Here is a 14,693-nt window from a genome sequence, read left to right as displayed (position 1 = left end):
GCTACCGTCCGACCGGCTGCTGGCGGATCGTCAATTGCCCATCCGGTCGCGCCATTGCCGCTCGCCCTGCAGGCAGGAGACGCGCGGCTGCCGGGCCTGCGCCTTCTGCACCAGGGCTTCCGGGCCTTGTGGCGCCTCGGCGATCTCGCGCACCAGTTTCGTGCGCGTCGCATCGACGAACTGGCTGCGCTCGCGGATCGGGATGACGAAGGCGCCGACGCCGGTGATCACGCAATCCTCGTAATAGAGATCGAGATTGTCGGTATCGAAATAGCTCGCCTGCTTCAGCATCACCGGCAGCCCGTTGATGCTGATGCCCTTGTCGCGCGCCTCGTCTCGTGCGGTCTCGACCGGCCTGCCATCATTGTTGGCGCCGTCTCCGGAGATGTCGATCACCTTGCGCATCGGCACGACCTTGGCCTGTTCGAGCAGGCTGACGCTCAGGTCGATCGCGCCCGAGATCGAGGTGCGCCGGCCGCGCCGTGTCGGTGCCTCGCCCAGCTCCTCGGCGAAGGCGATCGCCGATTGCGGCGTGTCGATGACCGTCCAGGGCTTGACGACATGCTGGAAATGCCCGCCCGCCCATTCGAAATAGGTGACGGCGATCTTGCCGATCGCGCCCTTGGCGATGGCGTCGTGCAGCTCCTTGGAGCGGAAGGCCTCGATATAGCCGTTGCGCTGCAGCGCCAGCTCGTCGATGTCCATGGAGTAGGAGACGTCGACCGCCAGCACCAGAGCGACATCGACCTCCTCCGACGGCTCGGGCGCCGCCTGGGCGCGGGGCGCATCGCCGCCGAGCCCGGACAGACCGGCGAAAAGCACACTCAACAGAGCCAACAGCCAGCGCCGCATAGCCACCTCCGTCGTCAAGTCGCGACGGAGAGTGTGCGCCGGCTCAGAATTTCAGCCAAGCCCTTCCTGCGGGCAGTCGATCACAAAGAAGTGGCAATCAGCCGGCGCGCCTGGCCTCGACGATAGCGATGGCCGCGGCCAGCACCTCGTCGATCGTCAGCGCCGAGGTGTCGAGCAGCACCGCATCCTCCGCGGCCTTGAGCGGCGCGTCGCTGCGGCCGGAATCGCGGGCGTCGCGCCGGCGAATATCGGCGAGGATCGCATCGAAGGTCGCGGGCTCGCCCCGTCCGGTCAGCTCGCGGTGCCGGCGCGCGGCCCTCACCTCCGGCGTCGCCGTCACGAACAGCTTGGCTCCGGCCTGCGGGCAGATCACCGTGCCGATGTCGCGCCCGTCCAGCACCGCCCCGCCGGGCTGCGCGGCGAAGCGGCGCTGGCGCTCGATCAGCCCGGCGCGCACCGCCGGCATCGCGGCGACGACGGAGGCGGCCTCGCCGATCTCGCGCCCGCGCAGCGCCTCCTCCGGGAAGGAGCGCCCGTCCAGCGCGGCGACGGCGGCCGCGGCGTGGTCGGCGTCGCGGATGTCGTGCCCGTCATCGATCACCGCGCGCGCCACCATCCGGTAGAGCAGCCCGGTATCGAGATAGGGCAGGCCGTAATGCGCCGCGAGCCGCCGCGCCAGCGTGCCCTTGCCGGAGGCGGCCGGCCCGTCGACAGCGATCACCCGGCGGTAGCGCGCATCGGCCGGGCTCATGCGATGTCGCCGCCGAGCTGGCGCATCAGGCCGATGAAGCTCGGGAAACTCGTGGCGATCATCGCGCCGTCATCGACCTGCATCGGCTTTTGCGTCGCCAGCCCCATCACCAGGAAGCTCATGGCGATGCGATGGTCGAGATGCGTGGCCACCACGCCCCCGCCCGCGACCTCGCTCCGGCCTTCGACGATCAGATCGTCGCCCTCGATCGCGCAGCTCACCCCGGCCGCCTTGAGCCCCGCTTCGACGGCCGCCAGCCGGTCCGATTCCTTGACGCGCAGCTCCTGCAGCCCGCGCATCCGCGTCGTGCCGCTGGCGAAGGAGGCGGCGACGGCCAGCACCGGATATTCGTCGATCATCGCCGGGGCGCGCTCGGGGGGCACGGTGACGCCCCGCAGCGCCGAAAAGCGCACGCGCAGATCCGCCACCGTCTCGCCGCCCTCATTGGCCTCGCGCTCCACCGTGATCTCGGCGCCCATCTCGCGCAGCGTGGTCAGCAGGCCGCTGCGCAACGGGTTGGTCATCACGCTCTCGATCAGCACGTCGGAGCCGGGCACGATCAGCGCCGCGACCAGCGGGAAGGCGGCGGAGGAGGGGTCGGCCGGCACGATGATCGGCGCGGCGGCGAGTTCCGGCTGGCCGGTCAGCGCGATCCGCCGGCCATGCTCGCCCTCTTGCGTCACCGTCACCTCGGCGCCGAAATGCGTGAGCATCTTCTCGGTATGGTCGCGCGTCGCCTCGGCCTCGATCACCGTGGTCACGCCCGGCGCCGCCAGCCCGGCCAGCAGCACGGCCGATTTGATCTGCGCCGAGGCGACCGGGGTGCGGTAGGTGATCGGCACCGCCTCCTGCGGGCCGCGCAGCGTCAGCGGCAGGCGCCCGCCCTCTTCCTGGCGCAGGACGACCGTCCCCATCTGCTCCAGCGGATCGAGGATGCGCCGCATCGGCCGCTTGCGCAGCGAGGCGTCGCCGTCGAAGGTGGTGGTGATCGGATGCGAGCCGCAGACGCCCATCATCAGCCGCGAGCCGGTGCCGGCATTGCCGAAATCCAGGAGATGCGCCGGCTCCTTCAGCCCGCCGACGCCGACGCCGGTGACCCGCCAGGCGCCGGGCCCGTCATGATGGACGATGGCGCCGAGCGCCCGCGCCGCCGCGGCGGTGCGCAGGACATCCTCGCCTTCGAGCAGGCCGGAGACCCGGGTCTCGCCGATCGCCAGCAGGCCGAAGATCATCGCCCGGTGCGAAATCGACTTGTCGCCGGGGACGCGGACGCGGCCTTTCAGCGGGCCGCCGCGGCGGGATGTGACGGGGGTGGGGTGCTCGGCCTGGGCCACTTTTCGCTCTGCGGGCTGGAGAAACGGGGACGCGCTGCTGCCTAACACGCGCTCACCGCCTGCGTCACGCGGGGCGCGCCGCCAAATCAGGATTTGACAGCGCGCCCTGCCACGACTAACGGACGCGCCTGCTTTTCAAAACGGTATGAATTGAAGGTCCGACGCAGTGGCGAAACCGGAACTTGGCACCAAGCGCGTTTGTCCCACGACTGGGCGCAAATTCTACGATCTGAACAAGGATCCGATTGTCTCGCCTTATACGGGGCAGTCCTTCCCGCGTTCGATGTTCGAGCCGCAGGCCAAGGCGGCCGCCGCCGCCAAGCCGGCCGATGACGAGGAAGAGGCCGAGGTCGCCGACGGCGCGGTCGAGCTCGTCTCGCTCGACGAGGCCGATGCGGAAGCCGCCGAGAAGGATGTCGTCGTCACCAGCGAGGACGATATCGAGGTCGAGGACGACATCGCGGCCGAGGACGACACCTTCCTCGAAGAGGACGAGGAAGGCGATGACGACGTCGCCGACCTGATCGACGGCGATCTCGAAGGCGACGAGGACGTCTGAGGCGGGCTCGGCCAGCCGGCAAACCAGCCCTCGCAAGAATGTCGTTCAGATGACAATTCGAGGCTTGAGTCTTCCGGCAGGCCCGCCTATAGAGCGCTGCGTCGCCGCTTCGGCGCGGCAGGCAATGACCGGATCGAACGCCTCAGGGCACGAGCCGCGAGCCGGATAGACCCGGGCTGATCCCCAAATCAGCCCATCAGTGGGGCCATAGCTCAGTTGGGAGAGCGCTTGAATGGCATTCAAGAGGTCGGCGGTTCGATTCCGCCTGGCTCCACCAAATTCTCTCTGACATCTACGCTGTCCGGCCAGCCTGCTCCCGCTTCGGGCGCTTCCGGCGTATAGCCCTGTCCTGACGAATCGCTTCAGGAGAGGCCCGTGCCCAAACTCTGCAAATTCACCTCGCCCATCGACGGCAAGCCGGTCTACGTCAACGCCGCGCTGGCGAGCGTCGTCTACACCTTCAAGGGCGAGCCGCCCGACACCATCATCGGCTTCGGCAAGGATTTCATGCTGGGCGTGAAGGAGGGGCTGGAGGAAACCGTCGCGATTCTCGATCGGGCGCTGGCCGAGGACAAGCCGCGGGGCTGAGCGGTCGTGAGCCCGATCCGCCCCCGGTGCGCTGCTCCTAACGCTTGTTGCCGCGCGGGCCCGACAGGACCGGGGTGCGCGCCTTGTTCTCGCCCTGCAGCTTGCGCCAGCGCGCCAGCCTCTCGGGGTCGAGCGTGCCGGCCCGCACCGCCGCCTGCACCGCGCAGCCCGGCTCGTGCTCATGGCTGCAATCGCGGAACCGGCAGGACGGCGCGAGCTCGGTGATCTCGGCGAACAGCGTCTCGATTCCCTCGCCGACATCGGCGACATGCAACGTCCGCATCCCCGGCGTGTCGATCACCCAGCCGCCGCCCGCCATGGCGTGGAGCGAGCGGGCGGTGGTGGTGTGGCGCCCCTTCGCATCATGCTCGCGGATGCCACCGGTCTGCTGCGGTTCCGCCTGCTCCGGCCCGACCAGCGCGTTCACCAGCGTCGATTTGCCGACGCCGGAGGAGCCGACCAGCGCCACCGTCCGCCCCGGCCCGCACCAGGGTGACAGCCTGGCGGCGACGTCCTCGCCGCGCGGATTGACCAGCACGACGGGCAGATCGCGCTGCAGCGCTTCCGCCTGGCGGCGGAAGGTCTCCGGCTCCTCGGCCATGTCGGCCTTGGTCAGCAGGATGACCGGCTGCGTCCCGGCCTGGTTCGCCAGCGCCAGATAGCGTTCGAGCCGCGCCACGTTGAAATCGGCATTGCAGGAGGTGACGATGAACAGCGTGTCGATATTCGCGCCCGCGAGCTGCGGCACCCGGCTGCCTTCCGTGCGCCGCGACAGCACCGTCTTCCGCTCCAGCCGGCGCAGCAGCCTGTGCTCGGCCCTGTCGAGCAGCACCCAGTCGCCGACCGCGTAATCGCCGGTCTGCGCCTTCTCGGGCAGGACGGGGCGCAAGGGGCCGTCGGGTCCGATCGCCGTCAGCCTGGCCCGGTGCACGGTGGCGATGCGCCCGCGCAGGCAGGCCTCCTCGCCTGGCTCGATCTGCTCCTCGAAGAAGTCGGACCAGCCCATCGCGGCCAGCGCATCACGCTCCGGCCCGCCGGCGCGGGCGCTCATGCGCCGGCCGCGGCGAAAGCATCCGCGATCATCGCCCGCGCCTCGCCCTGGATCGCCTCCAGATGCGCCTCGTCGCGGAAACTCTCGGCATAGATCTTGTAGACCTCTTCGGTGCCGGAGGGGCGAGCCGCGAACCAGCCATCCTGCGCCACCACCTTGACCCCGCCGAGCGGCGCGTCATTGCCCGGCGCATGGCTGAGAACGGCCTGGATCGGCTGGCCGGCCAGGCTGGTCGCGCCGATCCGCTCGCGGCTTAGCCCCTTGAGCACGGCCTTCTGCGCCGCGCTGGCCGGCGCATCGACGCGGGCATAGACCGGGGCGCCGAGTTCCTCCGTCAGCCCGCGATAGAGCTCCGCCGGGTCCTTGCCGGTCACGGCCATGATCTCGGCGGCCAGCAGCCCGAGGATCAGCCCGTCCTTGTCGGTGCTCCAGCTCGTTCCGTCCCGGCGCAGGAAGGAGGCGCCGGCGCTTTCCTCCCCGGCGAAGCCGAGCGAGCCGTCCGACAGCCCCTGCACGAACCATTTGAACCCGACCGGCACCTCGACCAGCGGGCGCCCGAGCTTGCCGGCCACCCGGTCGATGATCGCGCTCGACACCGCGGTCTTGCCGATGCCGGCATCGGCCCGCCAGCCAGGACGATGGGCGAAGAGATAGGCGATGCTGCTGGCGAGATAGTGGTTCGGGTTTATCAGGCCGTGGCTGCGCGTGACGATGCCGTGGCGGTCGGCATCGGTATCGTTGGCGAAGGCGACGTCGAAGCGCTCGCGCATGCCGATCAGGCTGGTCATCGCATAGGGCGAGGAGCAGTCCATCCGGATCTTGCCGTCCCAATCGGCGGTCATGAAGCCGAAGGCGGGATCGATGGTCGCGTTGACGATCTCGGCCTTCAGCCCGTAGCGCTCGATGATCGGCCCGTAGAAGCCGATGCCGGCGCCGCCGAGCGGATCGATGCCGATGCTCACCCCGGCGCGGGCGATCGCCTCCATGTCGAGGATGCTGCCGAGTTCCGCGACATAGGGCGTGACGAAATCATGCCGCCGCACCGCCGGAGTGCGCAGCGCCCGCGCATAGGGCATTCGCTTCACCCCGGCGAGCCCGGCTTCCAGCAGCCCGTTGGCCCTGCGCTCGATCCAGCCGGTCGCATCGGTATCGGCCGGGCCGCCATGCGGCGGGTTGTATTTGAAGCCACCATCGGCAGGGGGGTTGTGCGAGGGCGAGATCACCACGCCATCGGCCAAGCCGGAGCTGCGCCCGCGATTATACCCGATGATCGCATGCGAGATCACCGGCGTCGGCGTGAAGCCGAGCTCCGCATCGATCATCGTGACGACGTCATTGGCGGCGAACACCTCGAGCGCCGTCTCGAAGGCCGGGCGCGACAGGGCATGGCTGTCGATGCCGAGGAAAAGCGGCCCGGTGAAGCCCTGCTCGGCCCGATAGGCGCAGACCGCCTGGGCGATGGCCAGGATATGCGCCTCGTTGAAGGAGCGCTGGAACGCGCTGCCGCGATGGCCCGAGGTGCCGAAGGCGACGCGCTGGCCGGCGACGGAGGGCTCCGGCCTCTCGAAATAGGCGCTCTGCAGCGCTGCGAGATCGACCAGCGCGGAAGCGTCGAGCCTGTGTCCGGCGAGCGGGCTGACATTGCTTGTCATGAGGGATCCTGTCGAGCGGGGTATCATCCGGTCTGGCGCAACGCCATCGGCAAGCGGGTGGGCAGGGGCAGGCGGCTACATTTCACAATGCCGCCGCTTCTGCAAAGCCGTGACGGGCGCCGCCGGTTCCGCGCCGACGCGACTCGACAGTCTCTGCCATGCGGGCTTAACATGACGTAACGTCATGACGAGCGGGTGTCGCGTGGCTCAGGATCGAGACGGCGGGCGGCCCGCAGCCCCATCCCAGTCGGCCGAGACGCTGCCGCCGGAACTCGCGCTGCTCACCGGCCATCACGGCACGCGGCGCGATCTGGCCGGCTGCGCCTGCGCGGCCGCCCGGCTCGGCGTCTCGCCGGCGCGCCAGGCGATCGTCTCGGGCCTGGTCGACGAGACCGGCTATTACATGTGCCTGGCCCGGCGGCTGGGGCTGGACTTCCTGGAGCGACCGCCATCCCTGGCGCCGGGCGGGAGCTATGACGCGATCCGGCGGCAGGGCGTGGCGCTGGCCGCCGAAGGCGGGCGACATCGCCTCATCGTGGCGCCGGAGGACGCGGCGCTGCGCCGCCTGCTCCTGGCCGGGCCGCGCCGACGCGGCGATGTGGCGGTGACGACGCCGCGCGCGCTCACCGAGGCGCTGCGCGCCGCCAATGCGCCGCGTCTCGCGCGCCATCTCGCCGGCTGCGACCGCGCCGGGCTCGCCCGGGCGAGCGCCCGGACGGGCTCGAGCCTCGGCCAGCGCATCGCGGCCGGGCTGCTGGTGGCGGTGCTGTCCTTCCTCGGGACGCTGGCGCCGCTGGCGACCTTCTTCAGCCTGGCGGCCCTGCTCGGCCCGCTCTTCCTGGCACTGATCACGCTGCGTCTCGCGGCCGCCTTCGAGGCGCCGGAGCCCGATCTCTGGACGCGGCATGGCTGGCGCCTCGATGATGCCCGCCTGCCGGTCTACACCGTGGCCGTGCCGCTCTATCGCGAGGAAGCGGTGCTCGACCAGCTGCTGGCGGCGCTCGCCGCGCTGGACTATCCCCCCGCCAAGCTCGACATCCTGCTGCTGATCGAGGCCGATGATCTGGTGCTGCGGCAGGCGCTGGCGCGCAAGCCGCTGCCGCCGCAGATCGCCATCCTGACGGTGCCGCCCGGCGCGCCCCGCACCAAGCCGCGGGCGTTGAACCTGGCCCTGCTCGAGGCGCGCGGTTCGCTCCTCGCCATTTTCGATGCCGAGGACATCCCCGATCCGCAGCAATTGCGCCGCGCCGCCGCCCGTTTCCTGCGCGCGCCGGCCTCGCTCGCCTGCCTGCAGGCGCATCTCGTCATCGCCGATCAGGGGGAGGGCACGCTGGGGGCGCTGTTCGCGCTGGAATATGCGGCGCTGTTCGAGGTTCTGAATCCCGGGCTGATCCGGCTCGGGCTGCCGATCCTGCTCGGCGGCACCTCGAACCATTTTCGTACCGAAGCGCTGCGTGAAGTGGGCGGCTGGGACGCCTGGAACGTCACGGAGGACGCCGATATCGGGCTGCGTCTGGCGCGTGCCGGCTATCAGCTGGCGGATCTGCCCTGCGCCACCGCCGAGGAGCCGCCGGCGGCGCTGCGCGCCTGGTTCAGGCAGCGCGCCCGCTGGCTGAAGGGCTACATCCAGACCAGCGTGACGCATCTCCATGATCCGCGGCGCCTGCTGCGCGAGCTCGGCCTCGCCTCATCCCTCGCCGTGCTGGTGCTCGCGCCGGGCGCCGTCCTCTCGGCCCTGGTCTACCCGGTCTTCCTCGGCGCCGCGCTGGCGGTATGGAGCGCCGGTGGCGACTGGCCGGCCGCCGGCTCGCTGCGCTGGCTGGTCCTGACGCTGTCGGTCGCCGTCGCGGGGTTCGGCTTGCTCGCCATGCTGGTGCCGGCGGTGCTGGGGGCGAAGCGGCGCAACGCCAGCCGCCTGCTGCCCTATGTCCCGCTGCTGCCGCTCTACTATGCGCTGCTCTCGATCGCCGCCTGGATCGCGCTCTACGAATATGTCGACCGGCGCTTCGTCTGGAACAAGACGATGCATGGCGCGGCGCGCCTCGGCGCGCGAAACCGGATCAGAGATGCCGCAGCCATTCCGCCGCCGCCTCGGCCGGCGGGCGCTCGATATTGAAGGCGCCGACGAAACCGCCGCGCTTGTCCATGAGATAGACCAGCGCGGTATGGTCCATGGTGTAGTCGCCATCCTTGAGCGGCACCTTCTTGGCATAGGCCCGATAGGCCTTGACCATGGCGTCGATCGCCGGCCGGTCGCCGGTGAGGCCGATGATGCGCGGGTCGAAGGCGCCGAGATAGCTCTTCACCACCTCGGCCGTGTCGCGCTCCGGATCGACGGTCACGAACAGCGCCCGCAGTTTCTCGCCCTTGGCGCCGGTCGCCCGCAGCGTCTCCGAGATCTCGAACAGCTTGGTCGGGCAGATGTCGGGGCAATGGGTGAAGCCGAAGAACACCAGGAACGGCGCCCCGAGCAGGTCCTTGTCGGAGAGCGGCTTGCCCTCCTGGGTGGTCAGGGTGAAGGGGCCTCCCACGCTCGACGCGCTTTGCCCGGCCCGGTTCGGCGCGAAGGTCACGAAGGCCGCCAGCGCCAGGGCGCTCGCTCCGAGCAGGAACACGATCAGCGGCAGGAGCAGGCGGCGGTTCATGGAGCAATCCGGCGTCGAGACGGCGTTCGGGCGGCGAGCCCGGCCTGCTCCTAGACCATCCGCGGCGAAAGGGGAATTCTCGGCGGGGCCAGCGGCACTGCGTCACGACGCAGCGGGCAGGCCGGGCCGAGGGGCTGCGGATGGCGCAGCGGCGCTAGAAACAGGCGACGATCGCGGCGATCAGCCCGTCGGTGAACAGCCGGTCGCCCTCGCGCCACCACAGCAGCAGCCCAGCCAGCAGCAGGGCGACGGCGCCCGCGCCGAGCAGCAGCAGGCTCATCCGGGACGGCGCGGGGTCGGGCCCCTCGATATCGGGTTCGCTGGTCGTCATGCCGATCATCATAGCGCAGCCTCGCGCCGGGCGCAGCAGCCTCGCGCCGCCATCCGCGGGGAATCAACTCCGCGCCCGGAGCTGACGCAGAGAAATCGCCAGAACGCGAAATTGCGCTCGATTGTACGGATTTAACAGAAACCGGTACCGCGCGGAACCAATCACCTTCAGTTCCTATCCGGAGCCCCGAAAAAACTGAGTCTCCCCTTCAGAAATGAGTCCAGGAGCCTCCTGACGTTAAGGAATTGGAGACGAAATCGATTCAAAGCTTCTACGTAAGCTTACGTAGCAGTCGAAAGAAAGACCGGCCTGCGTAAGAGTCAAAATGCGAACTGATCCCCGAATTCCAGCTAATGGGCCCGCTCCGTCAGAGTCGAGCGAGCGCTGAGCGAGTCGAGGCGAGGAGAGACATGATGCAAGTATTGGACTGCAAGGATGATTGGTCCTTGAAATCTATTCGAAGCGTCCAGGCCCATATCCTGGCCAATGACTCCGGCGCGCGCCGGTTGTCGCTCGATTGTTCGGCCGTCACCTCCTGTGACCTCACCGGCATCCAGCTCCTCGCCGCGGCCTTCCGCGGCTTCGCCGAGTCGGGCCGGAGCCTGAGCGTCGCCGGACTCTCGCCGGCGATGGAGCAGGCGCTGGCGCGAGCCGGCCTCGCTCTGTCGCCCGCGGGCGATGCGCTGATCTGCGGCGAGAACTGACCGATGGCCGCGATCCTCACCGTCGACGACTCGCCCAGCGTCCGCCAGATGATCAAGCTCGTCCTCGGGCCCGCCGGCCATGCCGTGGCCGAGGCCGGCGACGGCTCGGAGGGCCTGGCCAAGGCCAAGGCCGAGCGCTTCGATCTCGTCATCACCGATCTCAACATGCCGGTGATGAACGGGCTGCAGATGATCAAGGCGCTGCGCGCCACCCCCGAGGGGGTCGGCGTCCCGATCGTCTTCCTGACCACCGAATCCGACGACGCCATCAAGCAGGAGGCCAAGGCCGCCGGCGCGACGGGCTGGATCACCAAGCCATTCAAGCCGGAGCAGCTGCTCGCGGTCGTGGCCAAGCTTGTGAGGGCATGATGGAACTCGACCCCGCCGCCACCTTCCGCCAGGAGGCCGCCGATCTGCTCGACAGCCTCGAGACCGTGCTGCTCGATCTCGGGCAGACACCGGCCGACCGGGATCTGATCGACGCCGCCTTCCGGGCGCTGCACACGATCAAGGGCTCGGGCGCGATGTTCGGCTTCGACCGTGTCGCCGCCTTCACCCATGATTTCGAGACGGCTTTCGATCTGATCCGCAAGGGCAAGATCGACGCCAACCACGACATCGTCACCGTTTCCCTCTCGGCACGCGACTATATCCGCGCGCTGATCGAGGCCCCGGACGCGACCGATCCGATCATCGGGGAAGCGATCGTCGAGGAGCTGCAGCGCCTGATCGGCCGCGGCGACGCGAAGGGCGCAGCCGGTGCCGCCGCGCCCCCCGCGGCCGCGGCCGGAGCCTCCCTCGCGAGCGGGCAGGGCGGCTGGCGGATCACCCTCGCCTTCGAGGAGCAGATTCTCCGCAATGGCGCCAACCCGCTGGCGCTGCTCGACGATCTGCGCGAGCTCGGTCCCTGCACGGTGCTGCCCGATCTGGCGCGGCTGCCGGCGCTGGCCGATCTCGACCCGGAATCCTGCCTGATCGGCTGGACCGTCACCCTCGCCGCCGATTGCCCGCGCGAGGCGATCGAGGACGTCTTCATGTTCGTCCGCGACGAGATGCGGCTCGCCATCGCGCCGCTCGCCGAGGGCGTGCCGGACGTCCGGCCGGGCTTCACGCTCGACATGGCCGAGGCCGCGGCCGAGCCGGCGGCGCCCCGCCCGGAGGCCCTTTCGGCCGAGACCGCGTCGCATCCGCTGCCCGGCAAGGCCGCGCCCGCCCCGGCCGGCGCCGAGCTGAATCGGCGCGCCGAGGACAAGGGCTCCACCGTGCGCGTCCAGGCCGAGCGCCTCGACGAGCTGATGGACCGCGTCGGCGAGCTCGTCATCGCCCAGGCGCGGCTGTCGCAGCTCGCCCATTCCGGCACCGATCTGGCGATCAAGGCGATCGCCGAGGAGATCGAGCGCCTGGCCTCGGGGCTCAGGGATTCCACCATGGGCGTCCGCATGGTGCCGATGGGCTCGCTCTTCGGCCGCTTCCGCCGCCTCGTCCACGATCTCTCGCGCGATCTCGGCAAGCCGGTCGATTTCGTCACCGTCGGCGAAGATACCGAGATGGACAAGACCATGATCGAGCGCCTCGCCGATCCGCTGGTCCACCTCATCCGCAACGCCATCGACCACGGCATCGAGAGCCGCGAAGCCAGGGCGAGCACCAGCAAATCCGCCACCGGCCGGATTGAGCTCTCGGCCCGCTATGTCGGCGCGCAGGTGCTGGTCACGGTGCAGGACGACGGGGCCGGGCTCGACACCGCGAGGATCCGCGCCAAGGCCGAGGAGCAGGGGCTGGTCCAGCCGGGCGCGACGCTGTCCGAGCAGGAGATCCACCAGTTCCTGTTCCATCCCGGCTTCTCCACGGCCAGGACGATCTCCGCCCTCTCCGGCCGCGGTGTCGGCATGGATGTGGTCAAGCGGACGATCGAGGCGATGCGCGGCGCCATCGACCTCACCACCATTCCCGGCCACGGCTCTTCGGTGACGCTGCGCCTGCCGCTGACGCTGGCGATCATCGACGGGCTGCTGATCCGCGTCGGCGAAGGGCGCTACATCATCCCGCTCTCGGCGGTGGAGGAATGCATCGAGCTGACCGCGGCTGACGAGGCGAGGTCGCGCGGGCGCAGCTTCCTCTCGGTGCGCGGCGAGCTGGTGCCCTTCCTGCGCCTGCGCGAGCTGTTCGATGCGCAGGGCGCCGCCGATCCGCATCAGAAGGTCATCGTCACCGCCATCGGCGGCACCCGCATCGGGCTCGTCGTCGACCAGATCATCGGCTCCCACCAGACGGTGATCAAGTCGCTCTCCAAGCTGCATGCGGACGTCACGATGTTCTCCGGCGCCACCATCCTCGGCGACGGCACCGCAGCCCTGATCCTCGATGTCGCCCAACTCGTCAGCCTCGGCCAGGGCCGCGCCGACGACAGAACCCCGGAGGCCGCGTGATGAACCAGCTCGAAACAAGCCAGCGCGTGCCCGCCGGCGCGCCGCCCGCACCCGCCAGGCTGCAGGTGCTGATGGTCGGGATCGGCAACGAGATCTTCGCGATCGAGACCGAATTGGTGCGCGAGATCATCGATCCCGTCCCGGTCACCCGCGTCGCCGGCGCCCGGGACTATCTGCCGGCGCTGATCAATGTCCGCGGCAATGTCGTGCCGCTAGCCGATCTCAGCCGCCGCTTCGGCATGGCCGGCGCCGCCCAGACCTCCGACACGCGCATCGTCGTCGTCGAGGTCGAGGTCGACGACGACCCCGTCACGCTCGGGATCGTCGCCGACAGGGTCTTCGAAGTCACCGAAATTTCCGCAGCCGACAGCCAGCAGATGCCGAGGCTCGGAAGTCACTGGAAGCCCGAATTCATTCGCTTCATCACCAAGTGGAACGATGAATTCGTCATAGTGCCAGAACTCCACAAGATCCTGGAATGAGGCCAGGACCAGCAAGCAGCAAGCAAGTCAGTAAAAGAGGGGCAATACAATGCGTTTCACGATCAAGGCCAAATTGGCGTTGGCGTTCGGAGTGATCATCGTTCTCTTCGCAGCCGCCGGATACTTCTCCATCAATAGCCTGTCCGGCTCCAATGACAGGATGCAGGCCTTCGCCAGTAAACCCTTCGCCCAGGTCCAGCGGGTGATGGAGATCGAAAGGATCGCCGTCGATGCCGGCCGCATCGTCGCCCGCTCCATCGCGGAAGCGGAGACCAAGGAACGGGTCAAGCTGCAGAACGACTTCAAGGCCAACGACGCGCGCATCCATGCCGTGCTGAAGGATTATGCCGCCCAGCTCGCGCCCGGCGAGCAGGAGCGTCTGCGCAGGCTCGAGGCAGACTGGAACCAGCTTTCGGCCGCGGCCTCCCAGGCGCTGGATCTGGCCGTGCAGAACGCCAACAACGCGGCGATCACGCTCGCGACCGGCGAAGCCCGCGAGCTCGGCGCACAGGTCGAGGCCCGGCTCAACACGCTCCAGGCCCGCAGCGATCTCGGCGAGCGCGTGTCGAAGCTCGTCACCGACCTGAAACTGAACCTCGCCTATCTCCGGCACGATCTCTACGCCGCCATCGTCATCACCGACGAGGAGCAGCTCAAACACGCTGATGCCGACTTCCAGGCCCGGCTCAAGCAGACCAATGACGAGCTCGCGCAGCTCGCCGCCGCGAGCGTCGGCACGGCCCATCTCGCCGAATCCAATGCCGTCATCACCACCTTTCGCGCCTTCGAGGCCGCCAGTCGCAAGACTGTGGCCTTCGGCGCCGCCAACACCGACGCCAGGGCGCTGGAGATCTATCGCGGGGCGTTCACCAAGGCCCGCGCGGCGCTGAATGCCGGGGTGGCCGAGATCAAGACCGCCGAGACGCAGGTCGCCGATCGCTTCGTCAAGGAGACCGAGGCCGCCTATGAATCGACCCGCATGATGCTGCTCGGCCTCGTCGCGGCGGCGCTCGCGATCAGCATCGGCATGGCGCTGTGGATGGCGCTCTCGATCTCGATGGGGCTGGCCAGCGCGGTGGCCGTCGCCAACAGCATCGCCGAGGGCGACCTCTCCCGCGATGTCGACGTCTGCGGCCGTGACGAGATCACCGATCTGCAGAGCGCCTTCCAGGCGATGGTCGTGAAGCTGCGCGAGGTCGTCGGCCAGGTGAATGCCGCGGCCGAGAACATGTCGGCCGGTTCGCAGGAGCTCTCGGCCAGCGCCGAGCAGCTCTCGCAGGGCTCGACCGAACAGGCGGCCTCGACCGAGGAGGCT

The 14,693-nt window shown here is 69.2% G+C and carries 15 protein-coding genes and 1 tRNA gene; 9 read left to right on the top strand and 7 right to left on the bottom strand.

Translation table 11 applies throughout. The annotated features are described in order from the left end of the window. Positions 1-30: 30 nt before the first annotated feature. From ASG72_RS05290 to aroA, 3 genes are all read right to left on the bottom strand, one after another. Complete coding sequence (locus ASG72_RS05290) at positions 31-852, bottom strand: DUF1194 domain-containing protein (protein WP_056709697.1); 822 nt, start codon at positions 850-852, stop codon at positions 31-33. A gap of 97 nt (positions 853-949) precedes the next feature. Further along, positions 950-1,603: a (d)CMP kinase gene (gene cmk / locus ASG72_RS05285; RefSeq protein ID WP_056709695.1), complete on the bottom strand. Its 654-nt coding sequence runs from the start codon at positions 1,601-1,603 to the stop codon at positions 950-952. Beyond that, the gene (aroA, locus tag ASG72_RS05280) at positions 1,600-2,937 is read right to left on the bottom strand and encodes a 3-phosphoshikimate 1-carboxyvinyltransferase (RefSeq protein WP_056709693.1); all 1,338 of its coding nucleotides are present in this window, start codon (positions 2,935-2,937) and stop codon (positions 1,600-1,602) included. Before aroA ends, cmk begins: the two co-directional genes overlap by 4 nt. A gap of 166 nt (positions 2,938-3,103) precedes the next feature. On the opposite strand from aroA, the gene ASG72_RS05275 reads away from it, so the two are divergent. From ASG72_RS05275 to ASG72_RS05265, 3 genes are all read left to right on the top strand, one after another. Continuing rightward, positions 3,104-3,496, top strand: coding sequence for a TIGR02300 family protein (locus ASG72_RS05275; RefSeq protein WP_056709691.1), 393 nt, complete (start codon positions 3,104-3,106; stop codon positions 3,494-3,496). A 201-nt stretch (positions 3,497-3,697) separates the two neighbouring features. Further along, positions 3,698-3,773 (top strand) — tRNA-Ala (locus ASG72_RS05270). Positions 3,774-3,871: 98 nt separating this feature from the next. After that, positions 3,872-4,084 carry a hypothetical protein gene (locus ASG72_RS05265; protein WP_056709689.1) on the top strand — a complete coding sequence of 71 codons (213 nt, stop codon included), beginning with the start codon at positions 3,872-3,874 and terminating at the stop codon, positions 4,082-4,084. Positions 4,085-4,121: 37 nt separating this feature from the next. On the opposite strand, the gene rsgA is transcribed toward ASG72_RS05265, so the two are convergent. Then, entirely contained in the window at positions 4,122-5,135 is a 1,014-nt protein-coding gene (gene rsgA / locus ASG72_RS05260) for a ribosome small subunit-dependent GTPase A (RefSeq protein ID WP_056709688.1), read from the bottom strand. Continuing rightward, positions 5,132-6,787, bottom strand: coding sequence for a phosphoglucomutase (alpha-D-glucose-1,6-bisphosphate-dependent) (gene pgm / locus ASG72_RS05255; RefSeq protein WP_056709686.1), 1,656 nt, complete (start codon positions 6,785-6,787; stop codon positions 5,132-5,134). The genes rsgA and pgm overlap by 4 nt, the downstream gene beginning before the upstream one ends. A gap of 202 nt (positions 6,788-6,989) precedes the next feature. Here pgm and ASG72_RS05250 point away from each other — a divergent pair, with 202 nt between their 5' ends. After that, positions 6,990-8,903: a glycosyltransferase family 2 protein gene (locus ASG72_RS05250; RefSeq protein WP_056709684.1), complete on the top strand. Its 1,914-nt coding sequence runs from the start codon at positions 6,990-6,992 to the stop codon at positions 8,901-8,903. On the opposite strand, the gene ASG72_RS05245 is transcribed toward ASG72_RS05250, so the two are convergent. After that, positions 8,848-9,432: an SCO family protein gene (locus ASG72_RS05245; protein WP_056709682.1), complete on the bottom strand. Its 585-nt coding sequence runs from the start codon at positions 9,430-9,432 to the stop codon at positions 8,848-8,850. The genes ASG72_RS05250 and ASG72_RS05245 overlap by 56 nt on opposite strands. 154 nt (positions 9,433-9,586) lie before the next feature. Next, positions 9,587-9,763: a hypothetical protein gene (locus ASG72_RS05240; protein ID WP_156395799.1), complete on the bottom strand. Its 177-nt coding sequence runs from the start codon at positions 9,761-9,763 to the stop codon at positions 9,587-9,589. Positions 9,764-10,209: 446 nt separating this feature from the next. On the opposite strand from ASG72_RS05240, the gene ASG72_RS20230 reads away from it, so the two are divergent. The 5 genes from ASG72_RS20230 to ASG72_RS20600 form a co-directional block, all read left to right on the top strand. Beyond that, positions 10,210-10,467 (top strand): STAS domain-containing protein, encoded by a 258-nt coding sequence (locus ASG72_RS20230; protein WP_162246193.1) that lies wholly within the window; start codon positions 10,210-10,212, stop codon positions 10,465-10,467. 3 nt (positions 10,468-10,470) lie between these two features. Continuing rightward, the gene (locus tag ASG72_RS05230) at positions 10,471-10,836 is read left to right on the top strand and encodes a response regulator (RefSeq protein ID WP_056709675.1); all 366 of its coding nucleotides are present in this window, start codon (positions 10,471-10,473) and stop codon (positions 10,834-10,836) included. After that, a complete protein-coding gene (locus ASG72_RS05225) occupies positions 10,833-12,896 on the top strand; it encodes a chemotaxis protein CheA (protein ID WP_056709674.1) in 2,064 nt (687 codons plus the stop codon). Before ASG72_RS05230 ends, ASG72_RS05225 begins: the two co-directional genes overlap by 4 nt. After that, entirely contained in the window at positions 12,896-13,378 is a 483-nt protein-coding gene (locus tag ASG72_RS05220) for a chemotaxis protein CheW (protein WP_056709671.1), read from the top strand. Before ASG72_RS05225 ends, ASG72_RS05220 begins: the two co-directional genes overlap by 1 nt. Positions 13,379-13,427: 49 nt before the next feature. After that, positions 13,428-14,693: methyl-accepting chemotaxis protein (locus ASG72_RS20600; protein WP_156395821.1), on the top strand; the 1,266-nt coding region annotated here is incomplete at its 3' end.

Source organism: Allobosea sp. Leaf344 (assembly GCF_001426225.1).
Classification (GTDB): Bacteria; Pseudomonadota; Alphaproteobacteria; order Rhizobiales; family Beijerinckiaceae; genus Allobosea.
This window is presented reverse-complemented; position numbering and strand designations above follow the sequence as displayed.